The following is a 25,702-nucleotide window of genomic DNA, read 5'->3' on the forward strand; positions in this document are numbered from 1 at the left end:
CGGTCAAGCCTAACCGGTGACTAGTCGGGGTCGACGATTCGTGTGGTGCGCACCGACCGCGCTGACGAGCGCGGACGCCGACCCGGCAGCGGGATGCGGTCGGCAATGGTGCTCAATGGGTTGACCACCATCGTCAGCGAGATGACGGCCTCCTGCAGCGTCGCGATGGCCGGTTCCAGCGCTTCCATCCCGGGCGCGAGCCGGGCCAGGGTGTCGGCCACATCGGCCAGTTGCTCCAGCGGACCGTTCTTGGCGGTCAGCGTGTCGATGAGGCCGCCCTCGGCGAGCAGCTTGTCGGCCAGTCCGTCTTCGGCCAGCACCCGCTCGATCATTCCGTCCGCGCCCATCAGCTGGTCGGCCAGCCCGCCGGGTTGCAGCGCGCGGTGCAGTCCGCCGCCCTCGGCGGTCAGGCGGTCGATCAGCCCACCCTCCGAGGTCAGCAGGTCGACGACGCCGCCGGGTCGCAGCATCCGGTCCATCGGGCCGTTGGGCGCGATGGCGCGGCCCAGCGGCATGTCGTCGTCCAGCAACCGGGCCAGGCGGTTGGCTCGGGCCAGCGCATCGTCGATACCCAGCATGTTGGCCATCGCATTGGGCCCACCGGTGCTGCCGGTCTCGCCCAGCGCTCGCTTGGCAACGCCCACCGCGGCGCCGGCAAGCGTCAGGCTCGCCTCCGCGGCAGCCAGCCCGGCGCGGGCGGGGGCGGTCGCGATTCCCATCACGGCTTTGACGAGGTTCATCCTGCGAGTCTATTCGCGATGCGTGCTGATATCGCCGTGTGGGGGCTACGCGGAAACGCCATCTGCTGGCAGACTGCTAGCAGAGTACGTACAACGACCTCACAGGAATCTTACAATGATCAACCAGCAAGTGCACAGGATCCGGTTCGGGGGCCGTTGGTCATGACGCGAAGTACGAATGGTCCCACCCCGCCGGAGGCGCGCATCCTTGTCGTCGACGACGAAGCCAACATCGTTGAACTGCTCTCGGTAAGCCTGAAATTCCAGGGTTTCGAGGTGCACACCGCATCCAACGGTGCGCAAGCGCTGGACCGGGCGCGCGAAGCCCGCCCGGATGCGGTGATCCTGGACGTGATGATGCCGGGCATGGACGGCTTCGGAGTGCTGCGCAGACTGCGCGCCGACGGCATCGAGGCTCCGGCACTGTTCCTCACCGCCCGAGATTCGTTGCAGGACAAGATCGCCGGGCTGACCCTGGGCGGCGACGACTACGTGACCAAGCCGTTCAGCCTCGAAGAGGTGGTCGCCCGGTTGCGGGTGATCTTGCGCCGCGCCGGCAAGGGCCGCGACGAACCCCGCAATGCCCGGTTGTCCTTCGCCGACATCGAACTCGACGAAGAGACCCACGAAGTGTGGAAGGCCGGTGAGCCGGTGTCGTTGTCTCCCACCGAATTCACCTTGCTGCGGTATTTCGTCATCAATGCGGGCACCGTGCTGAGCAAGCCGAAGATCTTGGATCACGTGTGGCGCTACGACTTTGGCGGTGACGTCAACGTCGTCGAGTCCTATGTGTCCTACCTGCGCCGCAAGATCGACACTGGCGAGAAGCGGCTGTTGCACACCCTGCGGGGGGTCGGCTACGTGCTGCGGGAGCCGCGCTGAGCGTGGCCGGTACCGAGACCGCCAGACGATATCGACGCGCAGTGCCGCTGCGGGTCGGTCTGGTCGCGGCCACCTTGGTGCTCGTGCTCTGCGGTCTGCTGGTGTCGGGTGTGGCGGTGACCTCGATCCTGCGCCACAGCCTGATCAGCCGGATCGACGCGACGCTGATGGATGCGACGCGGACCTGGGCACAGGCACCGTGGAAGCACACCGCGCCGATCGGAGAGGGGCCCGACCCCGCCCGGCCGCCGTCGAAGTTCTACGTGCGGGCAGTGAGCCCCGAGGGCAAGACCATGACAGCGATCAACGACCGCAATGCCGAACCGGCGCTGCCGGCCGACAACGACGTCGGCCCCAATCCGACGACACTGCCATCGGTCAGCGACTCCGGCATCGAGTGGCGGGCGGTCTCGGTGCGCGGACCGCAAGGTGGCCTGACCACGGTGGCCGCGGATCTGTCCGACGTCGACCACACGCTGCGCTCGCTGGTCCTGCTGCAGGCCGGCATCGGGGCCGCGGTGCTGGTGGTGGTCGGCATCGCCGGGTCCGCGGTGGTGCAACGCAGTCTGCGCCCGTTGGGTGAAGTCGAGCAGACCGCCGCGGCGATCGCCGCCGGTCAGTTGGATCGGCGCGTCACCGAACGTGACTCCCGCACCGAGGTGGGCCGACTTTCGTTGGCGCTCAACGGAATGCTGGCTCAGATTCAGCAGGCGCTGGCCGCCTCGGAAGCCTCGGCCGAGACGGCTCGCGGTTCCGAGGAGCGGATGCGGCGGTTCATCACCGACGCCAGCCACGAATTGCGGACCCCGTTGACCACGATCCGCGGCTTCGCCGAGTTGTACCGGCAGGGCGCCGCGAGCGACGTCTCGATGCTGCTGTCCCGGATCGAAAGCGAAGCCGGCAGGATGGGCCTGCTGGTCGACGACCTGTTGTTGCTGGCCCGGATGGACGTACAACGTCCGCTGGAGGCCAACCGGGTGGATCTGCTGGCACTGGCCAGCGATGCCGTGCACGACGGGCGTGCGATGGACTCCACGCGCAACATCGCGATGGCAGTGCTCGACGGCCCGGGCACCCCCGAAGTGGTCGGTGACGAACCTCGGTTGCGTCAGGTGCTGAGCAACCTCGTCGCCAACGCCATCCAGCACACGCCCGGCAGCGCCGACATCACCGTGCGGGTCGGCACCGAGGGCGACGACGCCGTCCTGGAGGTTGCCGACAACGGTCCCGGCATGAGCCGCCAGGATGCCGAGCGGGTCTTCGAACGGTTCTATCGCACCGATTCCTCGCGCGCCCGCGCCACCGGCGGCAGCGGGCTCGGGCTGTCGATCGTCGACTCCGTGGTCAAGGCACACGGCGGCAGCGTCACCGTGACCACCGCCCCTGGTCAGGGCTGCTGTTTCCGGGTCTTGCTGCCGCGGGTGAGCGACGTGCCCGCCCCCGTCGGTTAGCGCACGCCGGTTCCGAGAGTCCAATGGCCCTGCGCTGAGGGTGACGACATCTCGTACGACTGCGCCCTGGACGCAGCGTCAGCGCGGACTCAGCCCAGCTTTTCCAGTGCCGCCTTGATCTTGGCCTGCGCCTCGTCCAGGGATTCCTCGGACGGATTGCGGTCGACGTTGGCGAACCCGAAGTCGCTCAGGTTGCGGGCGGGGAACACGTGCACGTGCAGGTGCGGCACCTCCAGCCCGGCAATGATCAACCCGGCGCGTTCCGCCGAAAACGCCTTGGTCACCGCCCTGCCGATCAGCTGGCTCACCGACATCACGTGGCCGAACGCCGCACTGTCCACGCCCTGCCACTGGTCGATTTCCGCGCGCGGCACCACCAGGGTGTGCCCTTGCGTCATCGGCTCGATCGTCAGGAACGCGACGACGTCGTCGTCCTCGTAGACGAAGCGGCCGGGGAGTTCTCGATTGATGATCTTGGTGAAGATCGATGCCATCGCCCAAGCATAGGTGCGAGCCCGCGGGTGGCTGCACCCATTGACGTTCCGGCGCCGAGCCCGCGGGATGCGCCAAACTCCTGACGCCGAATCGTTAACGCACCGTTGCGGTGTCGTTCCCGGCGATCGCCACACTGCGATGTGACCCGATCCCTGGAGGGCACCTTGGCGCGAAGTCCCAAGACGCTGCTGACGATTCCGCTGGCAGTGCTCACCGCTTGCGCTGTGTCCCTGGTCCCCCTGATCACCCCAGCCCGGGCCGCCGACCCGTTTGGTCCGCTGGGGCCGCCCAACCCCTTCATGGCGCCCAACGGCATCGCGTCCATGCACAACGACGCCGGCTCCGCGGATGCGGGACCGCTGCCCGGGCCCGGTGCCCGGCTGGTTCCGATCTTCGCCTTCCCGCTGCTGGCGGCCTGTCCGACGATCACGCAGGGCACCGACGGCCTGGTGCTGGCGTTGTGCACCACCATCACCGCCCAGTCCCCGGTGCTGCATCTGCTCAACCCTGACGGCGTGCTGCCCCAGATCATCCCACTGGCCAGCATGGATATCGCCAAAGGCGGCCTGTTGGGCGGCGTCTATGCCTACGTGGACAACAACAACCAGATGGTGCTGGTCGACGGGACCAACCATCTGCTGCGTATTGCGCACAGCAAAGACGAGCGGGGTCGCTGGCACTTGTCGGTCACCGAGTCCACCGACCTGTCCACCGCGATAGCGCCGGGCGACAGCTCCGTCGGCGTGGTGCCCGACTATCAGGGCAATGTCTGGTTTGCCACCGCCAACGGGGTGGTCGGTGTGGCGAAAGCGGGCGGTGGCGTCGCCAGCATGCAGTTGCCCGCGGGAGAGCAAGTGGCGAACAGCATTTCGGCATCACCGCAGAACCGCGTCGCGGTGGCCACCACCCATGCGCTCTACGAGATCATCCTCGGTGGCGGCGGTACCCCGCAGCAATTGTGGCGGCAGGCCTATGACCGCGGCTCGGCCCGCAAGCCTGGTCAGCTGAGCTGGGGAACAGGTTCCACCCCAACGTATTTCGGGCCCACCGGCGCCGAGTACCTGACCATCGTCGACAACGCCGAACCCCAGGTGCACGCACTGGTCTACCAAGCCGGCAGCGGTGCCCCGATCTGCCAGCAGACGGTGCTGACGCTGGGCGGTCCGGGTAGCGAGAATTCGCCTATCGGCGTGGGCAATTCGATGTTCATCGCCAGCACGTACGGCTATCCCTACCCGCAGGTGCCGGCCAACGCCGGCCCGGCAGTTCCGGCGACGGCGCCGTTCGTCGGCGGCATGACCCGGGTGGACATCGACAGCCCCGGCCCGGGCTGTCACACGGTGTGGGAGAGCAAGGTCCGCAGTGCCGCGTTGCCACACCTGTCTACCGGGGACGGCCTGATCTACACCATCACCCGCGTCGGCCTCGACCAGACCACACCGGCTGACCTGTTCGCGTACTCGGTCATCGACCCCAATACGGGCAATCTCATCTACCAGCAACTGAAGTCGGCCACTATTCTCAGCGACCCGATTCAGACGTCGTCAATGGTGTTGATGGGCAACAAGATCATGCAGGGCAACATCACCGGACTCGGCCGTATCGGCTGAGCCCGCGTCACTCCTGACCGAACGTCATCATCTCCAGGTTCCAGTACCCGCGCATGCTGTCGATCAGCCCCTCGGCGTTGACGCGATAGGTGAACACCCCGCGCACCGAACTGGTCAGGCCGCCCTCGAACTTACTGTCCAACACCAGGATGTGGGCGATCTCGTTGGGCGAACTCGACGGAAACGTCTCTTCGCAGGTGATGGTCAGGTTGTTGGCGGCGATGTTGGTGTCGTAGAACGTCGCGACACCCGCTTTGCCTTTCACCCCGGTGCCGTCGGGGTTCGTGACGGACTTGCCGATCGGGTCCTCGACGACGACGTCCTCGGCCATCAGCGCCAGCCAGCCCTCCCGATCGTGGGCCTGCACGCAACGCCACGACGACTGCGAGGCGGTCAGGGCCGGGGATTGGGCAGTCTGGGTCATCGCACGGTCACCGATCTGCGTCGGTGTACCGGATGACACCGCGAATGTTCTTGCCGTCCAACATGTCCTGGTAACCGTCGTTGATCTGCTCCAGGCGGTACTGAGTGGTGACCATGTCGTCCAGGTTCAGCTTGCCGGCCTTGTACATCGACAGCAGCTGCGGGATGTCGTACTGCGGGTTGCCACCGCCGAAGATGGTGCCCTGCAGGTTCTTCTGCATCAGGGTCAGCATTGCCAGGTTCAGGGTCACGTTGGTGTCCAGCAGGCTGCCGATCGCGGTCGCGACACAGGTGCCGCCCTTGGCGGTGATGTTGAGGTAGTTGTCGATGTCGGCGCCGTGCAGTTCGCCGACGGTGACGATCACCTTGTGTGCCATCAAGCCGTAGGTGACTTCGGCGATGCCCATCAACGCGGCGTTGATGTCGGGGTAGACGTGGGTGGCGCCGAACTTCAGCGCCTGGTCGCGCTTCCACTCCACCGGGTCGATGGCGAAGATGTAGCGGGCTCCGGCGGCCACCGCACCTTGCAGTGCGGCCATGCCGACCCCGCCGACGCCGACGATCGCGGCGTCCTGACCCGGCCGGATGTCGGCGGTGCGGACGGCCGAACCGTAGCCGGTGGTGACGCCGCAACCGACCAGCGCGGCCACCTCGAAGGGCACCGACGGGTCGATCTTCACCACCGAGCTGCGGTGCACCACCATGTACGGCGAGAAGGTGCCCAGCAGCGTCATCGGGAAGACGTTCTGGCCACGGGCCTGGATCCGGAAGGTGCCGTCGGACACCGCGGCGCCGCCCAGCAGCCCGGCGCCCAGGTCACACAGGTTGCGCAGGCCGGCCTGACAGGTCGGACACTGCCCACAGGACGGGATGAACGACAGCACCACGTGGTCGCCGGGGGCGAGGTCCTCGACGCCGGGGCCGACCTCGGTGACGATGCCCGCACCCTCGTGCCCGCCGAGCACCGGGAAGCCCGCCATGGGGATGCCGCCGGTCACCAGGTGGTGGTCGGAGTGGCACATCCCGGCCGCTTCCATCTGGATCTTGACCTCGTCCTTGACGGGGTCGCCGATCTCGATCTCCTCGATGGACCACGGCTGGTTGAATTCCCAGATCAGTGCGCCTTTTGTCTTCACGATGGACCTGACCCCATTTCGCCTTTGAATTGAGTGTGCCTGGCTCCAGGCCCGGCACTAGTGGGTGACGAGTGCCACACGGGCACCCCTGACGGTCAGCATAGCGCGTGCAACAAAACAAATGCTTGGTTGGGTGCCCGCGGCCACCCCTGGCAGGGCTTTCACCAGATCGGGGAGGGCGCCTTACCCAGCGGGTAGTAACCCGGCAGCTGCTCCCCGGCCAGGCTGCGCTCGATCCGCTTCTGCATGCCAGGTGACAATTTGCCGGCCTTCATCAAATCCAGGTACAACGCCTGCACGTGGCCGAAGTCGAAGAAGTCGCGCTGCCATTCGATCTTGGCGTCGGCGTCGAGCCGGAACCAGCTGCCGCCGATGCCGTAGATCTCCGACGTGGTGCCGTCCGAATCGGTCGCGATCTGCTTCCAGAAACCGACGATCTCGCCCTGCTTGTCGTCGATCAGCACCTTCTGGTATGGGTACTGCCAGTTCTCCAGGCCCTCCATCTCCAGGCCCAGTGCGATGTCGCGGATCTCGTTGACGCCGACGCACATCACGTCTTCTTTGGGTCCGATGTTCCAGCCGTAGGTGGCGTCGTCGGCGTAGAAGTCGGCCAACGGTTTCCAGTCGCCTGCACGCTCGGCCACCCGGTTGGCCTCCAGCCAGCGCTCGACCCAGTCTTCCAGTACCTCGCGGGGATGTGCGGCCATCAGTCTTCCTTCTCTGTGATGAATAGTGCTTGGGTAGGGCACATTTCGACCGCGCGTTCGACTTCGTCGCGGGCGTCTTCCGGGGGTTCGTTGTCCAGGATCTCGACCTTGCCGCGTTTGGGCACCCGGAAGTAGTCCGGCGCCTCGAGTTCGCACATGGCGTGGCCCTGGCACAAGTCCAGATCGACGTCGATCCTGAATGAGCCCATCGGGGTCAGCCCCGGGCGCGCTTGCGGTAGCGGACCCTGGCCGGCCGGGCCAGCTGCACGACCATCTTGGAATGGTCGTTGTGGTAGCTGTCGGCGGGCTGGGCCATCTCGAACTCGTACTCGCGCAACAGAACCGAGAAGATCGCCTTGATCTGCATCTGCGCGAACGCGGCGCCGACGCAGCGATGCCGGCCCGCACCGAAGGGAATCCAGGTCCACCGGTTGGCCATGTCGGCCTGTTCGGGTTTGTTGTAGCGGTCCGGCTTGAAGGCGTCGGGATCGGGAAAGTCCTGCGGGATCCGGTTGGAGATCGCCGGGGACGCGGCGACGAAATCGCCGTCGTGGATCGGGAATCCCTGCACCTCGAACTCGCCCTTGGCGACCCGCATCAGGATGATCAACGGGGGATGCAGGCGCAGGGTCTCCTTGACCACGTTGTCCAGCTTCGGAATCTGGCGCAGCGCATGGAAACTCACTTCCTGGCCGTCGGCGTAGAGTTCCTCGAGCTCGGCCAGCACCTCGGCGTAGACGTCGGCGTGGCGGATCAACTCGATCAGCGTCCAGGCGGAGGTGCCGGAGCTGGTGTGGTGCCCGGCGAACATCAGCGAGATGAACATCCCGGTGACCTCGTCGGCGGAGAACCGTGGATTGCCCTCCTCGTCCTTGATCGACACCAGCACGTCGAGCATGTCGCGGTCGCTCTTGTCCTTGGGCGGGTTGGCCAACCGCTGGTTCATGATCTCCTGCACCAGCGCCACCAGGTCTTTGCGGGCCTGGTCGCGACGTTGGAAGCTCTCGATCGGCAGGTAAGGATCGACGTAGCACAGCGGGTCGGTGCCGCGTTCCAGATCGTGGTAGTACTCGGCGAACCGGTGATCGAGCTGCTCGCGGAACTTCAGGCCGATCAGACACGCCGTCGAGGTGTAGATGGTCAACTCCGCGAAGAAGTCCAGCAGTTCTATTTCACCTTCGTCGCCCCAGTCGGCGATCATCTTCTTGACTTCGCCTTCGATGGTGGCGGCGTGACCCTTCATCTGCTCGCCCCGCAGCGCGGAGTTGTGCAGCATCTCCTTCCGCCGCTCGGGGCTGGCGTCGAACACCACCCCCTTGCCGAAGATCGGCGTCATGAACGGGTAGGCCTCGGCCTGGTCCAATTCCTCGTCGGCAGAACGGAAGAAGAACTCGTTGGCCTCCGCGCCGGACAGGAAGATGACGTGCTTGTCGACGAGTTGGAACCAGCCGACGTCACCGCACTCCTCGCGGATGCGCTTCATCAGCCCGATCGGGTCGGTGCGGAATTCTTCGAGGTGGCCGTGTTCCTCTTCACCGCCGGAGACCCGGGGAACCACTGCTGTCGTCATTTCGGCATCCCTTCTTCGCCGAGCGCGAGCTTCTGGCGTTCTGTGGTGGCGGCCAGCGGCGCCTCGGGCTGGAGCTCCATGTTCGCGACGAAGCCACCGCGCGGCGTCTCGGCGACGAAGGTGATCGCCCGCGCCAGATCGGCTGCCCGCAGGAAGTAGTCGTGCCGGGCCTGACCCCATTTGGCCCAGTCCTCCAGGGCGGGGCCGATCTTCTCGGCGGGCAGGCTCCAGCCCATCGACGTCTTCGTCGGGCCGGGGTGCACGATCGAGGCCCGCACCCCGGTGCCCTCGAGTTCCATCTGGAAATTGGTGACCATCGCGACCAACGCGGCCTTCGCCGCCCCGTAGGCGCCCATGTGCGGCCGTTGCCGTAGGGCCACATCAGAGCCGACGAAGATCAGGTCGCCGCGCTGGCGGTCGAGCATGCCGGGCAGCACCGCGGCGGCCAGCCGGTTGGCGCCGACGAGATGAATCTGTAGCTGCGACTCGAACTCGTCGGTAGTGATCTCGGCCAGCTTGCCGAAGTACGTGTCACCCGCACCGGCGACCAGTACCTCGATGTCGCCGAGGGCATCGACCGACTGTGCGACAAAGGTTTTCACCGAATTCGGGTCGGTGACATCCAGGTGGAAGCCGACCGCCTCACCACCCGCGGCGTTGATCTTGCCGACGATGTCGTTCAGTTTGTCTACCCTGCGCGCTCCCAGGGCGACCGGAAAGCCGTGCGCCGCAAGTTCGATCGCGGTAGCTTCTCCGATGCCGGAGGAGGCGCCGGCGACGATCGCAGGTCGACGGGCGGGTAGCGGATCGAAGCGGGGCATCAGGCGACCTCCACGGACATCGGCAGCTGCGCGAAGCCGCGGACATTGCTGGAGTGCACGCGGACGGAGTTGGCTTCGTCGACTTCGTATCCGCGGATTCGCTTGAACAGTTCGGTGAGCGCAACGCGGGCTTCCATCCGGGCCAGATGCGCGCCCAGGCAGAAGTGCGCGCCACTGCCGAAACTCAGTAGCTTGGAGCCGATCTCGCGTCCGATCAGGTAATCGTCGGGGTTGTCGAAGACCCGCTCGTCGCGGTGCCCCGAGCCGGGCAGCAGCAGCAGCACGTCGTTCTCCGGAATGGTCGTGTCGTAGAGGGTGAGCGGGCCGGATACGACGCGGGCCAGGATCTGGCTGGAGGTGTCATAGCGCAGGGTTTCCTCGACCCACAGCGGTATCCGGGACAGGTCGGCGTACACCGGGGTCAGCTGGTCGGGATTGCGGTGACCCCAGAACGCGGCGTTGGCAAGCAGTTTGGTGGTGGTCTCGTTGCCGGCGATCACCATCAGGAACATGAAACCGAGGACTTCCTCGTCGGTGAGCCGGTCGCCGTCGATCTCGGCTTGCAGCAGCGCCGAGGTGAGGTCGTCGGTGAGCTTCTTACGACGCTCGGCGATCATCTCCTGGTAGTAGACGATGAGGTTGATCGAGGCCTCGATCGCCGATGCCGGAACGTCGTTCACGCCGTCCTCGCGGTGCATCACACCGTCGGCCATGGCGCGGATGCGGTCGCGGTCGGGCTCGGGCACACCCATCAGCTCCGAGATCACGTCCATCGGCAGTTTGCCGGCGAATTCGGCGACGTAGTCGACGGTGCCGCGATCGGCCTTGTCCAGCATCACGTCGAGATGCTGCCCGGCCAGCTCGGTGACCCGTGGTTCGAGTTCGCGAATCCGGCGCGGCGTGAAGCCTTTCGAGACCAGCGTGCGCAACCGCAGGTGCGCGGGATCGTCCATCGCGAGGAACGACATCGTCTTGGACGCATGTGGGCCGCGGGAAATCGGGTCGAGTGCCACGCCGTCGCGATTGGACAGGGTGGTGCTGTTACGGAATCCCTGATGCACGTCGCTGTGCCGCGATAAGGCCCAGAAGCCGAGTTCCTCATTGTGGTAGAGCGGCGCCTCGTCACGCAGTCGCCGGTAGTAGGGGTACGGATCTTCGTGGAAGTCGTAGTCGTAGGGATCCAGGATCAGTTCGGGGTCGTTGACACCAACAGTCATGCCTTACCGCTTTCGGGAGTACCTGGGCTGGTTGATCGTTCGGCGCCGGTGAGGATCAGGTTCACCACGCCGCCCAACCGGTCGGCGATCTCGTGATAGGTGAACTCCCCGCTGCCGGCCTGCACCAGAGCGCCGAAGAATGCCATCTGCAGCGCGGCCACGGTGTCGGCCTCGGCGCCCGGCCCGATCGCCGAGGCGATCCGCCGGTGGATCTCCGCACCGATTCGGTCGCGGGCGGCGCGCACCGCGCCATCCGCATTTCCGCCGAGTAGGGCCGCCGTGCACGCAGCCCCGACTTCGGGCTCGTCGGCGACCACCAACGCCAGATGGCGCAGTGCCTTGTCGACGCGGGTGCGCATGGGTTCGTTGACATCGGTGAAGTAGGGGACCTGGCGCACCAGATCGAGATAGACCTCGGCGATCAGGTGGTTCTTCGACGAGAAGTAGGTGTAAGCAGTGGCCGGAGCCACCTTGGCCCGGGCCGCCACCATGCGCACGGTCAGGTCGGCGTAGGAGTTCTCCCGCATGGTTGCCATCCCGGCGGCCAGCACCTTGCGGAACGTCTCTTCCTGGCGCCGGTTCCGCGGCATTCTCCCGGCCGTTTGCTGGGCCGGGCCGGGTGCCGACACCAGTGCATCGCTGGACACATGTCCAAACTAGTGGATGGGCGTGGCCGGAAGCAAGCCCCGACAATAAACCGGCACGTCAGCGTCGGTTGTCCGGGGCTATCCGGCTGACCTGCGGGATCGGCTCTTGCACCGGTAGGGAGTCGGGAGTTATGGTTCCTGGCAGAGTTATCGGACAGCTGTCCATTCAACTGAGTTTCGGGAGACTATCGATGGCCCTGTTGGCCGACGGCGCAAGCGCACTATTCATCGACGGCAAGGCGTGTGACGGCGGCGCAGGCACTTTCCCGACCGTCAACCCGGCCACCGAGGAGGTGTTGGGCGTCGCGGCCGATGCCGATGCGCAGGACATGGGCCGCGCGATCGAAGCCGCGCGCCGGGCGTTCGATGACACCGACTGGTCGCGCAACACCGAACTGCGCGTGCGCTGCATCCGGCAGCTGCGCGAAGCGATGCAGCAGCACGTCGAAGAACTGCGGGAGTTGACGATTTCCGAGGTCGGCGCACCGCGCATGCTCACCTCCATGGCGCAACTCGAGGGACCGGTCAACGACCTGGCGTTCGCCGCAGACACCGCCGAATCCTATGAGTGGAACCAGGATCTCGGCCAGGCCGCCCCGATGGGCATTCCCACCCGGCGCACGATCGCTCGTGAGGCGGTCGGCGTCGTCGGCGCCATCACGCCCTGGAACTTCCCGCACCAGATCAACCTCGCCAAGCTGGGTCCCGCCCTGGCCGCGGGCAACACCGTCATCCTCAAGCCCGCACCCGATACGCCGTGGTGCGCGGCCGTGCTGGGCGAACTCATCGCCGAGCACACCGATTTTCCGCCCGGCGTGGTCAACATCGTCACCTCCAGCGACCACAGCGTCGGGGCCATGCTCGCCAAAGACTCACGGGTGGACATGATTTCGTTCACCGGGTCCACCGCCACCGGCCGCAGTGTGATGAGCGACGGCGCGGCGACCATCAAGAAGGTGTTCCTGGAGCTGGGTGGTAAATCCGCGTTCGTGGTACTCGACGATGCCGACCTGGGCGCAGCCGCCGGGGTGGCGGGTTTCTCGGTGTGCATGCACGCCGGGCAGGGTTGTGCCATCACCACCCGGTTGGTGGTGCCCCGGGCCCGGTATGACGAGGCGGTCGCCATCGCCGCCGCCACCATGAGCGGTATCCGGGCCGGCGACCCGGCGAACCCGAAAACGATTTGCGGACCGTTGATTTCGGCGCGCCAGCGGGACCGGGTGCAGGGTTACCTCGACTCCGCGGTCGCCGAAGGGGGTACGTTCGCCTGCGGGGGCGGCCGTCCGGAGGGACGGGATGTCGGATTCTTCATCGCACCGACCGTCATCGCCGGCCTGGACAACAATGCCCGCGTCTCACGGGAGGAGATCTTTGGGCCGGTGCTCACCGTGATCGCGCACGACGGGGACGACGACGCTGTCCGCATCGCCAACGATTCCCCATATGGCCTGTCCGGCACCGTGTATGGAGCCGACCCGGACCGAGCCGCGGGCGTGGCGTCGCGGATCAGGGCCGGCACCATCAACGTCAACGGCGGCGTCTGGTACTCCGCCGATGCGCCGTTCGGCGGGTACAAGCAGTCCGGGAACGGCCGCGAGATGGGCCTAGCCGGATTCGAGGAATACCTCGAAACCAAACTTATTGCAACAGCCGCGAATTGACAGGAGACCCGGGTGGGACAGTTCGAGAACAAGGTCGCGATCGTCACCGGGTCCGGTGGCGGCATCGGGCAGGCATACGCCGAGGCGCTTGCTCGGGAGGGCGCGGCCGTGGTGGTGGCCGATATCAACGCCGAGGCCGCCGCGGGGGTGGCCAAGCAGATCACCGCCGACGGCGGCACGGCCATCAGCATTCCGGTCGACGTGTCGGATCCCGCTTCCGCCAAGGCGATGGCCGACCGCACACTGGCCGAGTTGGGTGCCATCGACTATCTGGTCAACAATGCGGCGATCTTCGGCGGCATGAAGCTCGACTTCCTGCTCACGGTCGACCCCGAGTACTACAAGAGGTTCATGAGCGTGAACCTCGATGGCGCGCTGTGGTGCACGCGCGCGGTGTACAAGAAGATGGCGAAGCGCGGCGGTGGGGCGATCGTGAACCAGTCGTCCACCGCGGCGTACCTGTACGCGAACTTCTACGGTCTGGCCAAGGTCGGTATCAACGGTCTGACGCAACAACTTTCGCGGGAACTGGGCGGACAGAACATCCGGATCAACGCGATCGCACCCGGCCCCATCGACACCGAGGCGAACCGCACCACCACGCCCAAGGAGATCGTCGACGACATCGTCAAGGGACTTCCGTTGTCGCGCATGGGTACGCCGGATGACCTGGTCGGCATGTGTCTGTTCCTGCTCAGCGACCAGGCTTCCTGGATCACCGGCCAGATCTTCAATGTCGACGGCGGACAGATCTTCCGGCCATGAGCGAGCACGTGAAACTCGGCTACATCGGGCTGGGCAATCAGGGTGCGCCGATGGCCCAGCGGTATCTCGAATGGCCCGGCGGACTCACGGTTTTCGACGTACGCGACGAGGCGATGGTCCCGTTCGTCGAAGGCGGCGCCACCGCGGCCACCAGTGTCGCCGAAGTTGCCGACGCCGACATCATCAGCGTCACCGTGCTCAACGACGAGCAGGTCCGTGACGTCATCACCGGCGACGGCGGATTGGCTTCGCGGGCAAAGCCCGGCACCATCATCGCGATTCATTCCACGATCGGTCACACCACGGCCGCCGAACTGGCACGCGAGCTCGAACCGCGGGGAATTCACATCGTCGACGCCCCGGTCAGCGGGGGCGCGGCAGCGGCAGCCAAGGGCGAGCTGGCCGTCATGGTGGGTGCTGAGGACGAGACGTTCCAGCGCGTCAAGGAACCGTTCTCCCGGTGGGCTTCGGTGGTGGTGCACGCCGGGAAGCCGGGTGCGGGTACGGCCATGAAGTTGGCACGCAACATGCTGACCTTCGTCGGCTACGCCGCGGTCGGCGAGGCGCAGCGGCTGGCCGACGAGGCCGGCATCGACCTGATGGCGCTCGGCAACGTGGTGCGGCACAGCGACGCCCTCACCGGCGGCGCCGGCGCCATCATGTATCGCAGCGATGCCAAAGACCTTGCGCCCGACCACTTCCTCTACCAGCCGTTCCAGCACACCGTGGGGTTGGGCGAGAAGGACCTGGGTTTGGTGCTGGAACTGGGCAACGCTCTCTCGGTCGACATGCCTATCGCACGGTTGGCGCGCGAGTTGCTGGCGGCCAACCTGGGGGTTCCGCACATAGAGAAAGAGTCGTGATGGACGAACAGCGCCGTAAGGGCCTGGAGAAGATGAACGAGGTCTACGGCTGGGAGATGCCCGACATCGAGGGCGACCCCTATTTCGACCTGACCGTCGACCACCTGTTCGGCTCGATCTGGACCAGGCCGGGTCTGTCGATGCGCGACAAGCGCATCATGACGCTCACGGCGGTCACCGCGGTGGGCAGCCGCGACCTGGCCGAGATCCAGATCAACGCCGCGCTGCTCAACGAGGAACTCACCGAGACCGAACTCAAAGAGATGGCGGTCTTTCTCACCCACTACCTGGGCTTTCCGCTGGGTTCGGCGCTCAATGGGGCAGTCGACACGGTGGTGCGGCGACGCAAGAAGGCAGCGGCCAAGGGCGCCGGGGAGGACAAGAAGGCCAACGTCGAGGGAGCGCTGAAGATGCACTCCGGCGGCGAGCGCGACTGACCCCGCCGAGCAGACACACAATCGCACCGGACACGGCCACTTTGTGCGATTCTCCGTCTGCTCGCGGGCAGGCTAGTGTGACGTGTCGTGCGCATCCTGGTGATCGGTTCCGGTGCCCGTGAACACGCCCTACTGCTGTCGCTCAGCAGAGACCCGCAAGTCACCGGCTTGTTCGTCGCGCCCGGCAACGCCGGCACCGCCCGGCTGGCCGAGCAGCACGACGTCGACATCACCTCCGGTGACGACGTCATCGCGCTGGCCCGCAAGGTGGCGGCCGACCTGGTGGTCATCGGTCCCGAGGTGCCGCTGGTGCTCGGCGTGGCCGACGCTGTACGCGCCGCCGGCATCACCTGCTTCGGGCCCAGCAAGGGCGCAGCCCTGATCGAGGGCTCCAAAGCGTTTGCCAAGGACGTGATGGCAGCGGCCGGAGTGCGCACCGCCGCCAGCGAAATTGTCGACAACCCGGCACATTTGGACGCAGCGCTGGACCGGTTCGGCCCTCCGGCGGGCGACCCCGCCTGGGTCGTCAAGGACGATTCCCTGGCAGCCGGCAAGGGGGTGGTGGTGACGCCGGACCGCACCGCCGCCCGCGCGCACGCCGCCGGTCTGCTGGAGGCCGGGCACCCGGTGTTGCTCGAGTCCTTCCTGGACGGTCCCGAGGTGTCGTTGTTCTGCGTGGTCGACGGCGCGACCGTGGTGCCGCTGTTGCCGGCGCAGGATTTCAAGCGGGTCGGTGACGGGGACACCGGCCCCAATACCGGCGGCATGGGCGCTTATTCGCCGCTGGCCTGGCTGCCCGACGGCATCTACCGCGAGATCGTCCATCAGATCGTCGAACCCGTTGCGGCCGAAATGGTTCGGCGTGGCAGCCCGTTCACCGGGCTGCTCTATGCCGGCCTGGCGATCACCTCCAACGGCCCGGCGGTCGTCGAATTCAACTGCCGCTTCGGCGATCCGGAGACCCAGGCGGTGCTGGCATTGCTGGAATCCCCGCTCGGACAGCTGCTGTACGCCGCGGGCAGTGGCAAGCTGGCCGATTTCGGCGAGTTGCGGTGGCGCGACGGTGCGGCCGTGACGGTGGTGCTGGCCGCCGAGAACTATCCGGGGCGCCCGCGGGTCGGTGACGTCGTCGTCGGCTCGGAAGCCGACGGTGTGCTGCACGCCGGAACCGCGCGACGCGCCGACGGGACGATCGTCTCCTCCGGCGGCCGGGTGCTCTCGGTGGTGGGGACCGGCGCCGATCTCGCCGAAGCCCGTACCCACGCGTACCGGATCCTCGCCTCAGTCAAGTTGCCCGGCAGTCATTTTCGGACCGACATCGGCCAGCGAGCGGCCGAGGGAAAGATCAACGTCTGAGCCGTCCTAGCGCTGGTACTGCGGGCAGTACACGGTGATCGCGGCGTTGACGCCGGCAGCGGCTTGCGAAGGGGTGATTCCCTCGTTGCTGTTCACTGTCGCGTTGGCGGCCTCACCGGGGCTGACGCCGTTCTGCAGCACCGTGCACAGGTTGCGGCCACTGGCGACCGCGACTGACGGGTCGGTGACGGTGACGCCCGGGATCCCCGATACGAGATCGAGGTAGGTCTGGTCGGGGCCGGGGGGCGGTTGCTGCGGGGCGGGTGCCGCAACTGGTTGCGGGGCCGGCGCCGGTGCTTTGGACGCAGGCGCAGGTGCGGGCGAAGCCGGCAGCCGTGGCGCGGCCGCGGGTACCTGCGCAACCGGCGGTCGCGGCGGCGCGGCGGGTGTGCTCGGCGCTGCGGCGGGGGCGGGCGACGGCGGTGCCGCAGGCGACGGGAGTGCCGCAGGCGCAGCCCCATTCGGTACCGGAGCCGCTGATGGTGGTGCAGCCGGAGCTGCTTGCGGCAGTCCCTGCACCGGTGCGGCCGGTGGCGCATCCTTCGCCGCGGTGGTCGGAGCAGTGCCCGGGTAGCCGCTGGCACCCACGGCGGTCAGCCCGATCACCGCGAATGCCGCCGCCACCGCCGCCCATCGGCGTCGCGACTGGTCGGTCGGTGCGGCGGCAGACGACGCCGCAGTGCTCCTGGCCGGCCGGATCGCCAGCGGTCGGGGCATGGTCGACGCCGCGGTGCCCGGGTGCCTTCTGGTGCGCGCGGCCCGCGCGAACGCCTCGGCGAACTCCGAGCACCGGGCGAATCGATCGGCCGGATCCTTCGCGAGAGCCACCGCGAGCACCGGGTCGAACACCCTGAGCATCGGGTGGGTCTCCGCCAGTTTCGGAGGTGGCGAGCTCAGGTGGCGGCTGATCACCACGGCCGGATTGGTGTGCGGGAACAGCGGCGACCCGGTCAGCAAATGGTAGACGGTGGCCGCCAGAGCGTACTGGTCGGCGCGTCCGTCGATGGGTTCGTCCGTCAACTGCTCGGGTGCGGCATAGGGGAAGGTGCCGATGGTCATGTTGGTCGCGGTCAGGCCGCTGGTGTCGCCGACGGTACGGGCAATTCCGAAGTCGCTCAACAGGGTTCGCTGATCGCCGCTGTCGGGTTTGGCCAACAGGATGTTGGCCGGGCTGACATCACGGTGCATCACGTCGTGGTGTTCATGGGCGTAGTCGAGGGCGCGGGCGATGGCTTCCAGGATCGGCAACACCTGATCTGCCGGCATGCCGACCGGGTAGTGGTCCCGTACCAGGGTCGCGGCGTCGGTGCCGTCGACGAAATCCATGGCGAGCCACAGTTGGCCCTCGCATTCGCCGCGGTCGTTGACGCGCACGATGTTCGGATGCCACAGGCCGGCCGCCAGGTCGGCTTCCCTGATGAACCGCTGTCGGTAGTCGTCGTCCGCGGAAACAGCACTACCCAAGATCTTGAGCGCCTCGAGTCGCGGCAACCGAGGATGCTGGGCGAGGTAAACCTCTCCCATTCCACCGGCGCCCAGGAACCGGACAATCGTATAGCCAGCAAACTCGGTGCCGTCGGCCAATCCGCTGCCGGGGACCATGTCAGCCATCCCAACCATGGAACAGTCTCCTGCGATAGACATGGGCCAGCCTCGTTGCTGGCCTGCGAGTAGTGTATGGCCTTCATTTTAGATTTACTACCGAGCCACTCCCAGTTCACCTTTTGTTCACCTATGAATTCAACCAGAGGCCAGCTGCCGCCGCAGTATGCGGCAAAGGTGCCGTCAGAACGCCGCGGCCTGCCCGTCCCGCCGCGGATCGCTGACCGCGAGATAACCGTCGTCCAGCCGCCAGATCGCCTGACAACTGCCGAACGAGTTGTAGTCGTCCACCGCGAGCAGGTCGTGTCCGCGCCGGCGCAGCTCGTCGAGCGTCGAGGACGCGAACCCCCGCTCGCAGCTGACCTGTAGTCCCTGCACCCAACGGAACCGGGGGCCGTCACAGGCCGCTTGCGGGTTCTGTCCATAGTCGGCGATACGGACCAACACCTGCACGTGACCCTGCGGTTGCATCGGTCCGCCCATCACCCCGAAGCTCAGCACCGGTGCGCCGTCCTTGGTGACGAAGCCCGGGATGATCGTGTGGTAGGGACGCTTGCGGGGGCCGACATAGTTCGGATGTCCTTGCGTTGCAACGAAATCGAACCCGCGGTTCTGCAACGCTATCCCGGTGCCCGGTACCACCACTCCGGAGCCGAAGCCCATGTAGTTGGACTGGATCATCGAGACCATCATTCCGGAGGCGTCCGCGGCAGTCAGATACACCGTGCCGCCGCGGGGCGTCCCGGCGCCGGCCGGCTGGGCGCGGTTCGGATCGATCAAGGCCGCGCGCGCCTGCAGGTAGTTGCGGTCCAGGAGTTGGTCCGGGCGCACTCCCATGTGGTCGACGTCGGCGATGTACGCCAGCGCATCCGCGAACGCGAGTTTGAGCGCTTCGATCTGCAGGTGCACGCTATCCGCGGAATCGACTGGCAGGCTGGACATGTCGAAGTGCTCGAGGATGCCCAGTGCGATGAGCGCGACGATACCCTGGCCGTTAGGGGGTATCTCGTGGACGGTGTAGCCGCGGTAGTGGCCGCTGATGGTGCCGACCCAGTCGGCTTGGTGTGCGGCAAGGTCGCCGGCCAGCATCGCTCCGCCATGGGCCCTGGAGTGCGCCTCCAATTGCTCCGCCAGTTCGCCGCGGTAGAAAGCCTCGCCGTGGGTCGCGGCGATCTTCTCCAGCGTGGCCGCGTGATCGGGGAAGCTGAACAATTCCCCGGGCCGTGGTGCGCGTCCGTCGGGCATGAAGGCGTCGGCGAAGCCGGGTTGGAGTGCGAACAGTGGCACCTGGGCAGCCCACTGCGCCGCGACAGTTGGCGAGACCGGAAAACCGTTGCGGCCGTATCCGATAGCTGGTGCGAAGAGCCGCTCGAAGGGCAGCTTGCCGAACCTGGCGTGCAGTTCGGCCCAGGCTGACACCGCCCCGGGTACCGTCACCGCGTTCCAGCCCAGCGCTGGAACTGGTTGTCCGGCAAAGTATTCCGGTGTCCAGGCGGCTGGGGAGCGACCCGACGCGTTGAGTCCGTGCAGTTCTTTGCCGTCCCACACGATGGCGAACGCGTCCGATCCGATGCCGTTGGACACCGGTTCGACGATCGTGAGCGTGACGGCGGCGGCGATCGCCGCGTCGACGGCATTGCCGCCGTCGGCAAGCATTCGCAGCCCGGCCTGAGCGGCCAGCGGTTGCGACGTGCACACCGCGTTGGCGGCCAGGATCGGCATGCGTGGCCAGGTATACGGGAAATCCCACCCGAACGGCGCGTTCACGATCGCGAGCGTAGCGCCGCCGAGCGTAGCGCCGCGAGCGTCACGCTGGCGTGGCATTCACCGCCGAGTGTCACGCTGGCGTGACGGCTGGGCGATCGGCGAGGGTGGCGCCGCCGAGCGTCACGCTGGCGTGGCATGCACCGCCGAGTGTCACGCTGGCGTGACGGCTGGGCGATCGGCGAGGGTGGCGCCGTCGAGTGTCACGCTGGCGTGGCGTTCGCCGTCGAGTGCCACGCTGGCGTGACAGACAAAAGAGTCAGTCAGGTAGCCCGCGGCGTACCCAGCCCATTACGCCGTCAGCAGCGGCGCCATCCACGTCAATTCGGCCGGCAACTGCGAGCTCCAGAATCCGCCGTTGTGCCCGCCCGGCGAGAAACCGCCTGCCGGCGGGTTGGGCAACTGGGCGATGAACTGCTTGGTCGCAGCATAGAACGGGTCGCTGTCGCCGCAGTCGATCCGGATCGGGATCGACGCCAGCGCCGGCATGCCCCACACCGAATTGGCCGCGTAATCCTCGGGTCCGTCGAACGCGCCCGGCGCGGCCGCCCCCGGCGAGGTCCATAAGGCCGGGCTCACCGCACAAATCGCCGCGGTGCGCCCCGCTCCCAATCGCCCGCCGAGCAACAGCGCGCCGTAGCCGCCCATGGACCACCCCAGGAATCCCACCCGCGAGGTGTCCAGTCCCTGCGCGTCCAGAATCGGCATCAGCTCGTTGAGGACCATCGCCCCGGCATCCTCGCCGGAGGCCCGCTTGTGCCAGTAGCCACCGCCGCCGTCGACCGCGACCACCGCAAACGGCGGCAGGCCGGCGTTGACCGCCTGCGCCACGCCCTGCTCGACGCCTCCGGCCATCACCGTGGCGGCGTCATTGCCCTTGCCGTGCAAAGCGATGATCGGCCGCAGCGGCTTGGTCTGGCCCGGCGGCCGGGCGATCGCCCAATTCGTGGACACCCCACCGCGCGCGGCCGACACGAACGACCCGGTCGTCATCGTCGGAGCCACCTGTCCGGACGGCGCCGGATCCAGCGGCCGTGCCGGGGCCAATGGAACGTTTGTCCCAGTCTGGGCGATCGGTGCAGCCGCGGACTCACCAGCCTGAAACAGCATGTCGAACGCATATGCGCCGACTGCGCCGCCTACCGCGCTGACGCCGAGGCCCAACACGGTCCGACGGCTGATGTCAGGCATGCGGGCCATCATGCCATGTCCGTTTCGCGAAAATGGCAATGCAGTACCACTTTGACTGGCAGCATGGGTGGACGTGACAGCAGCAGTTACTCCAAAAGGAGAACGTCGGCGGTACGCGCTGGTGAGCGCTGCCGCCGAGCTGCTCGGCGAGGGCGGGTTCGAAGCGGTACGTCACCGGGCCGTCGCCCGGCGGGCGGGCCTGCCGTTGGCGTCGACCACTTACTACTTCTCCTCGCTGGATGATTTGATCGCCCGCGCGGTCGAACACATCGGGATGATCGAGGTGGCGCAACTGCGCGCCAGGGTCAACGCCCTGTCGCGGCGCCGCCGGGGGCCCGAGACCACCGCCGAAGTGCTGGTTGACCTGTTGGTGGGTGATGTGTCCGGCCCGGGACTCGCGGAGCAGCTGATTTCCCGGTACGAGCGTCATATCGCCTGCACCCGCCTGCCCGCGCTGCGGGAAAGCATGCGCCGCAGCCTGCGGCAGCGCGCTGAGGCGGTCGCCGAAGCAATCGAGCGGTCCGGCCGGTCGGTGCAGATCGAGCTGGTGTGCACGTTGATCTGTGCGGTCGACGGGTCGGTGGTCTCCGCGCTGGTCGAGGGTCGCGACCCGCGAGCGGCGGCATCGGCGACGGTGATCGACCTGATCGACGTGCTCGCACCGGTCGACCAGCCGCCGGTGCGGATCAGCCTCGCGGCCCCGGAGCCAAATCCGCCGGTAGCGACGGCGTAACAATGTGCCCGGTGGCCGCGTCCCCGTAGATGGTGATGTCGGCCGGGCGCCGGCTGGCATACAACGCCACATAGGCACAGACGACGGCGTCCACCGGATCCTCGGCCCGCCGTAGTTCGCTTTTGCGTTCGGCCGCAATGACTCCGCGTCGCAATGAGGTCCACTCGACGTTGCCGGTGACGTGCAGCGGCACCGGCGCGGTCGCCAGCGACTCGACGGCGTCCATCAGCCGCAGCAGTTCGGACTTCAGACCCTCGACGTCGCGCCCGGGCTTTGCCTTGTACTTCAGCGTCCGCGGCAGCCGAAACAACGCCACCGTCGCCGCGTGCGGGTAGACCTCGATCGCACGCCTGGCAGCTGTTGAGTACGGATCCAGGTCCAGCTGCAGCGCCCCGGCCAGGCGCGCCGCGCGCGGACCGTTGGAGAACTCCGGCTTTCCGGTGTTAGCCGGATGCGCACCCGCCTCGAACCTGCGGAAATCCCGGTTGAGTGCGGTCTCGGCGGGGCGCTGGCCCGTCGGGTTGGTCACCACCAGGGGCGCGTCGAAACCGACCAGGCAGTCGGCCTGAACGCAGCGCCCCAGCGCCGCCAGCACCTGCGCGTCGTCGCGGACAGCACCGACGCTCAGCAGGACACCGTCGTCGTCCAGCACCGCCACACCGGTCGGGTTGCGGCCCGCCCAGGCCAGGTCCACGCCGGCGAAGAACATGGTTAGAGGTAACCAGCACGCGTTGGCGCTGCGTTCAGGGTGGCGCTTACTCGAACTTTTGCGCCACCAGCGCAGAGTCAGCCACGAGGCCGAGCGGCCGGCGCCATCAGCGCAGGGTCAACCCCGCACGCGCCACCAGCGCAGCGTCAACCGGGCAGGCGAACCGTAAGCTGTGTGCCTGTGAGCATTCCGAATGTGCTGGCCAGCCGCTATGCCAGCGCCGATATGGTGGCGATCTGGTCGCCGGAAGCCAAGGTGGTCGCGGAGCGGCGCCTGTGGTTGGCCGTGCTGCAGGCCCAGGCCGAGCTGGGGGTGGAGGTTCCCGCCGAAGCGATCGCCGACTACCAGCGGGTGCTCGAGGTCGTAGACCTCGTCTCCATCGCGGAGCGCGAACGGGTGCTGCGCCACGACGTCAAGGCCCGCATCGAGGAATTCAACGCGCTGGCCGGTCATCAGCAGGTGCACAAGGGGATGACCAGCCGCGACCTGACCGAGAACGTGGAGCAGATGCAGATCCGGCAATCGCTGGAACTGGTGTTCGCCCACGGGGTGGCGGTGGCGGCCCGGCTCGCGGAGAAGGCGGTGTCCTACCGCGACCTGGTCATGGCCGGGCGCAGCCACAACGTCGCCGCCCAGGCCACCACCCTGGGCAAGCGGTTCGCCTCGGCCGCGCAGGAGACGCTGATCGCGCTGACCAGACTGCGGGAGCTGATCGACCGCTACCCGTTGCGGGGCATCAAAGGGCCGATGGGCACCGCGCAGGACATGCTCGACCTGCTCGACGGCGACGCGGCCAAGCTCGCCGAACTGGAACGGTCCGTCGCCGCGTTTCTCGGCTTCTCGACCGTGCTGACCAGCGTCGGGCAGGTCTATCCGCGTTCGCTGGACCACGACGTGGTCTCCGCGCTGGTGCAACTGGGTGCCGGACCGTCGTCGTTCGCGCACACCATCCGGTTGATGGCCGGCCACGAGCTGGTCACCGAAGGCTTCGCCGAGGGCCAGGTCGGCTCCTCGGCAATGCCGCACAAGATGAACACCCGCAGTTGCGAACGGGTCAACGGACTGCAGGTGGTGCTGCGCGGTTATGCGTCCATGGCCGCCGAGCTGGCCGGCGCACAGTGGAACGAAGGCGACGTGTTCTGCTCGGTGGTGCGCCGAGTCACCCTGCCGGACAGCTTTTTTGCTGTCGACGGCCAGATCGAGACGTTCCTGACGGTGTTGGACGAGTTCGGTGCCTACCCCGCGGTGATCCAGCGTGAGCTGGACCGGTATCTGCCGTTCCTGGCCACCACGAAAGTGTTGATCGCGGCGGTACGCGCCGGGATGGGCCGCGAGTCGGCCCACCACGTGATCCGCGAACATGCGGTGGCCACAGCGCTGGCCATGCGCGAACGCGGCGCCGAACCCGACCTGCTCGACCGCTTGGCGGCGGACCCCCGACTACCACTGGACCGGCCCGCGCTCGACGCGGCGCTGGCCGACCGGAACGCATTCACCGGCGCCGCCGCTGACCAGGTCGGCGAGGTCGCCGGACTGGTGGACCAACTGGTCGGGCGTTATCCGGAGGCGGCCAAGTACACGCCGGGGGCAATTCTGTGACTGCTACTCGTGCCGACGCGCTGTCCGCGATCGATTTCACCGATCTGGACAACTTCGCCCACGGGTTCCCGCACGAATTGTTCGTCGTACACCGCCGCGAGGCGCCGGTGTACTGGCACGAGCCGACCGATAACACCCCGGACGGCGAAGGCTTCTGGTCGGTGGCCACCTACCCGGAAATCCTTGAGGTGCTGCGAGATCCAGCCACCTACTCGTCAGTGACGGGTGGTGACCGGCCATTCGGCGGCACGTTGTTGCAAGACCTGGCCATCGCCGGCCAGGTGCTCAACATGATGGACGATCCGCGGCATGGGCAAATCCGCCGGCTCGTCAGTTCCGGACTGACGCCGCGGATGATCAGGCGCGTCGAGGACGACCTGCGCGCCCGGACCCGGCGACTGCTCGACGCGGTAGTGCCGGGTGAGCCGCTCGACTTCGTCGTCGAAATCGCCGCCGAACTGCCGATGCAGATGATCTGCATATTGCTGGGAGTGCCGGAGTCCGAACGTCATTGGCTGTTCGAGGCGATCGAGCCGCAGTTCGACTTCGGTGCGTCGCGCAAGGCGTCGCTGGCGCAGCTCTCGCTCGAGGAAGCCGGGACGCGGATGTTCACCTACGGACAGGAGTTGATCGCCGCCAAACGCGCTGAGCCCACCGACGACATGTTGTCGGTGGTCGCCAACGCGACGGCAGCCGACGCCGATACCCCGGTCATGACCGATCTGGAGTTGTACCTGTTCTTCAGCCTGTTGTTCAGTGCCGGCGCTGAGACAACCCGCAACGCGATCGCGGGCGGGCTGTTGGCGCTGGCCGAGCATCCTGACCAATTCCATTCGCTGCGTTCAGATTTCGACCAGTTGCCGACGGCGATCGAAGAGATGGTCAGGTGGACCTCGCCGTCGCCGTCCAAGCGGCGCACCGCCACGCACGATGTCACCCTGGGCGGGCAGGTCGTCTCGGCGGGACAGAAGGTGCAGATCTGGGAAGGCTCGGCCAATCGCGACGACAACGTCTTCGACGCCGCCGACGTGTTCGATATCGGCCGAAAGCCTAATCCGCACTTGGGTTTCGGGCAGGGCGTGCACTATTGCCTGGGCGCGAATCTGGCCCGGCTGGAATTGCGGGTGCTGTACGAGGAACTGTTGTCGCGGTTCGCCGCCGTGCGGATGGTCGAACCCGTGGAATGGACCCGCAGCAACCGGCACACCGGCATCCGGCACCTGGTCGTGGAACTGCACGGGGCCTGATCCGGCTCGCGGTATCGAGTCCGGCACCGGAGCATGACCGGGACCGGCAGCCAGATTTTCAGCCCGTGACCCGGCT

General features: G+C 67.0%; 25 protein-coding genes. 11 read left to right on the forward strand and 14 right to left on the reverse strand.

The features are described 5' to 3' along the window. Positions 1–20: 20 nt before the first annotated feature. Positions 21–740: a hypothetical protein gene (locus AC5Y6Y_RS15740; protein ID WP_499919057.1), complete on the reverse strand. Its 720-nt coding sequence runs from the start codon at positions 738–740 to the stop codon at positions 21–23. 162 nt (positions 741–902) lie between these two features. Here AC5Y6Y_RS15740 and AC5Y6Y_RS15745 point away from each other — a divergent pair, with 162 nt between their 5' ends. After that, positions 903–1,622 (forward strand): response regulator transcription factor, encoded by a 720-nt coding sequence (locus AC5Y6Y_RS15745; RefSeq protein WP_463828412.1) that lies wholly within the window; start codon positions 903–905, stop codon positions 1,620–1,622. 2 nt (positions 1,623–1,624) lie between these two features. Beyond that, positions 1,625–3,073, forward strand: coding sequence for a sensor histidine kinase (locus AC5Y6Y_RS15750; RefSeq protein ID WP_463828413.1), 1,449 nt, complete (start codon positions 1,625–1,627; stop codon positions 3,071–3,073). 89 nt (positions 3,074–3,162) lie between these two features. Here the strand turns inward: AC5Y6Y_RS15750 and AC5Y6Y_RS15755 are convergent, their stop codons facing one another. After that, the gene (locus tag AC5Y6Y_RS15755) at positions 3,163–3,567 is read right to left on the reverse strand and encodes an HIT family protein (RefSeq protein ID WP_463828414.1); all 405 of its coding nucleotides are present in this window, start codon (positions 3,565–3,567) and stop codon (positions 3,163–3,165) included. 141 nt (positions 3,568–3,708) lie between these two features. On the opposite strand from AC5Y6Y_RS15755, the gene AC5Y6Y_RS15760 reads away from it, so the two are divergent. After that, positions 3,709–5,178: a hypothetical protein gene (locus tag AC5Y6Y_RS15760; RefSeq protein ID WP_499919055.1), complete on the forward strand. Its 1,470-nt coding sequence runs from the start codon at positions 3,709–3,711 to the stop codon at positions 5,176–5,178. A 7-nt stretch (positions 5,179–5,185) separates the two neighbouring features. Here the strand turns inward: AC5Y6Y_RS15760 and AC5Y6Y_RS15765 are convergent, their stop codons facing one another. The 8 genes from AC5Y6Y_RS15765 to AC5Y6Y_RS15800 all read right to left on the reverse strand — a co-directional run bounded on the left by AC5Y6Y_RS15765 (position 5,186) and on the right by AC5Y6Y_RS15800 (position 11,699). Beyond that, positions 5,186–5,602, reverse strand: a complete 417-nt coding sequence (locus AC5Y6Y_RS15765) for a ketosteroid isomerase family protein (RefSeq protein ID WP_463828416.1) — start codon at positions 5,600–5,602, stop codon at positions 5,186–5,188. Positions 5,603–5,609: 7 nt separating this feature from the next. After that, positions 5,610–6,737: an NDMA-dependent alcohol dehydrogenase gene (locus tag AC5Y6Y_RS15770; protein WP_463828417.1), complete on the reverse strand. Its 1,128-nt coding sequence runs from the start codon at positions 6,735–6,737 to the stop codon at positions 5,610–5,612. A gap of 161 nt (positions 6,738–6,898) precedes the next feature. After that, positions 6,899–7,444: a Cif family virulence factor gene (locus tag AC5Y6Y_RS15775; RefSeq protein ID WP_499919052.1), complete on the reverse strand. Its 546-nt coding sequence runs from the start codon at positions 7,442–7,444 to the stop codon at positions 6,899–6,901. Next, positions 7,444–7,653 carry a ferredoxin Fdx gene (fdx, locus tag AC5Y6Y_RS15780; protein WP_463828419.1) on the reverse strand — a complete coding sequence of 70 codons (210 nt, stop codon included), beginning with the start codon at positions 7,651–7,653 and terminating at the stop codon, positions 7,444–7,446. The genes AC5Y6Y_RS15775 and fdx overlap by 1 nt, the downstream gene beginning before the upstream one ends. Positions 7,654–7,658: 5 nt before the next feature. After that, positions 7,659–9,014, reverse strand: a complete 1,356-nt coding sequence (gene cyp51, locus AC5Y6Y_RS15785) for a lanosterol 14-alpha demethylase (RefSeq protein ID WP_463828420.1) — start codon at positions 9,012–9,014, stop codon at positions 7,659–7,661. After that, positions 9,011–9,835 carry an SDR family oxidoreductase gene (locus AC5Y6Y_RS15790; RefSeq protein ID WP_499919051.1) on the reverse strand — a complete coding sequence of 275 codons (825 nt, stop codon included), beginning with the start codon at positions 9,833–9,835 and terminating at the stop codon, positions 9,011–9,013. Before AC5Y6Y_RS15790 ends, cyp51 begins: the two co-directional genes overlap by 4 nt. Then, positions 9,835–11,052, reverse strand: a complete 1,218-nt coding sequence (locus AC5Y6Y_RS15795) for a cytochrome P450 (RefSeq protein WP_463828422.1) — start codon at positions 11,050–11,052, stop codon at positions 9,835–9,837. The genes AC5Y6Y_RS15790 and AC5Y6Y_RS15795 overlap by 1 nt, the downstream gene beginning before the upstream one ends. Then, positions 11,049–11,699: a TetR/AcrR family transcriptional regulator gene (locus AC5Y6Y_RS15800; RefSeq protein ID WP_463828423.1), complete on the reverse strand. Its 651-nt coding sequence runs from the start codon at positions 11,697–11,699 to the stop codon at positions 11,049–11,051. The genes AC5Y6Y_RS15795 and AC5Y6Y_RS15800 overlap by 4 nt, the downstream gene beginning before the upstream one ends. A gap of 191 nt (positions 11,700–11,890) precedes the next feature. Between AC5Y6Y_RS15800 and AC5Y6Y_RS15805 the strand changes: the two genes are divergently transcribed. The 5 genes from AC5Y6Y_RS15805 (at position 11,891) to purD (ending at position 16,781) form a co-directional block, all read left to right on the forward strand. Continuing rightward, on the forward strand, positions 11,891–13,360 hold the full coding sequence (locus tag AC5Y6Y_RS15805) for an aldehyde dehydrogenase (protein WP_499919050.1): 1,470 nt from the start codon (positions 11,891–11,893) through the stop codon (positions 13,358–13,360). A 12-nt stretch (positions 13,361–13,372) separates the two neighbouring features. Then, positions 13,373–14,125 (forward strand): SDR family oxidoreductase, encoded by a 753-nt coding sequence (locus tag AC5Y6Y_RS15810; protein ID WP_499919048.1) that lies wholly within the window; start codon positions 13,373–13,375, stop codon positions 14,123–14,125. Continuing rightward, positions 14,122–14,988, forward strand: coding sequence for an NAD(P)-dependent oxidoreductase (locus tag AC5Y6Y_RS15815; RefSeq protein ID WP_463828426.1), 867 nt, complete (start codon positions 14,122–14,124; stop codon positions 14,986–14,988). Before AC5Y6Y_RS15810 ends, AC5Y6Y_RS15815 begins: the two co-directional genes overlap by 4 nt. Beyond that, complete coding sequence (locus tag AC5Y6Y_RS15820) at positions 14,988–15,425, forward strand: carboxymuconolactone decarboxylase family protein (RefSeq protein ID WP_463828427.1); 438 nt, start codon at positions 14,988–14,990, stop codon at positions 15,423–15,425. The genes AC5Y6Y_RS15815 and AC5Y6Y_RS15820 overlap by 1 nt, the downstream gene beginning before the upstream one ends. A gap of 87 nt (positions 15,426–15,512) precedes the next feature. Then, positions 15,513–16,781 (forward strand): phosphoribosylamine--glycine ligase, encoded by a 1,269-nt coding sequence (gene purD, locus AC5Y6Y_RS15825; RefSeq protein WP_499919047.1) that lies wholly within the window; start codon positions 15,513–15,515, stop codon positions 16,779–16,781. A 6-nt stretch (positions 16,782–16,787) separates the two neighbouring features. Here purD and AC5Y6Y_RS15830 read toward each other — a convergent pair whose 3' ends face one another. From AC5Y6Y_RS15830 to AC5Y6Y_RS15840, 3 genes are all read right to left on the reverse strand, one after another. Then, positions 16,788–18,392: a serine/threonine-protein kinase gene (locus tag AC5Y6Y_RS15830; protein ID WP_499919045.1), complete on the reverse strand. Its 1,605-nt coding sequence runs from the start codon at positions 18,390–18,392 to the stop codon at positions 16,788–16,790. Positions 18,393–18,566: 174 nt separating this feature from the next. Then, positions 18,567–20,150, reverse strand: a complete 1,584-nt coding sequence (locus tag AC5Y6Y_RS15835; protein WP_499919043.1) for a gamma-glutamyltransferase family protein — start codon at positions 20,148–20,150, stop codon at positions 18,567–18,569. A gap of 288 nt (positions 20,151–20,438) precedes the next feature. Beyond that, positions 20,439–21,350, reverse strand: coding sequence for an alpha/beta hydrolase-fold protein (locus AC5Y6Y_RS15840; protein ID WP_499919042.1), 912 nt, complete (start codon positions 21,348–21,350; stop codon positions 20,439–20,441). A 55-nt stretch (positions 21,351–21,405) separates the two neighbouring features. Between AC5Y6Y_RS15840 and AC5Y6Y_RS15845 the strand changes: the two genes are divergently transcribed. Beyond that, positions 21,406–22,071: a TetR/AcrR family transcriptional regulator gene (locus AC5Y6Y_RS15845; protein ID WP_463828431.1), complete on the forward strand. Its 666-nt coding sequence runs from the start codon at positions 21,406–21,408 to the stop codon at positions 22,069–22,071. Here AC5Y6Y_RS15845 and AC5Y6Y_RS15850 read toward each other — a convergent pair. Then, positions 22,025–22,780, reverse strand: coding sequence for a DUF429 domain-containing protein (locus tag AC5Y6Y_RS15850; protein ID WP_499919040.1), 756 nt, complete (start codon positions 22,778–22,780; stop codon positions 22,025–22,027). The genes AC5Y6Y_RS15845 and AC5Y6Y_RS15850 overlap by 47 nt on opposite strands. Before the next feature lie 180 nt (positions 22,781–22,960). On the opposite strand from AC5Y6Y_RS15850, the gene purB reads away from it, so the two are divergent. Next, positions 22,961–24,379 (forward strand): adenylosuccinate lyase, encoded by a 1,419-nt coding sequence (purB, locus tag AC5Y6Y_RS15855; protein ID WP_499919039.1) that lies wholly within the window; start codon positions 22,961–22,963, stop codon positions 24,377–24,379. Then, a complete protein-coding gene (locus tag AC5Y6Y_RS15860) occupies positions 24,376–25,626 on the forward strand; it encodes a cytochrome P450 (protein WP_499919038.1) in 1,251 nt (416 codons plus the stop codon). The genes purB and AC5Y6Y_RS15860 overlap by 4 nt, the downstream gene beginning before the upstream one ends. The last annotated feature ends 76 nt before the right edge of the window (positions 25,627–25,702 follow it).

The sequence above is a fragment of the Mycobacterium sp. NGS24 genome, assembly GCF_059813065.1.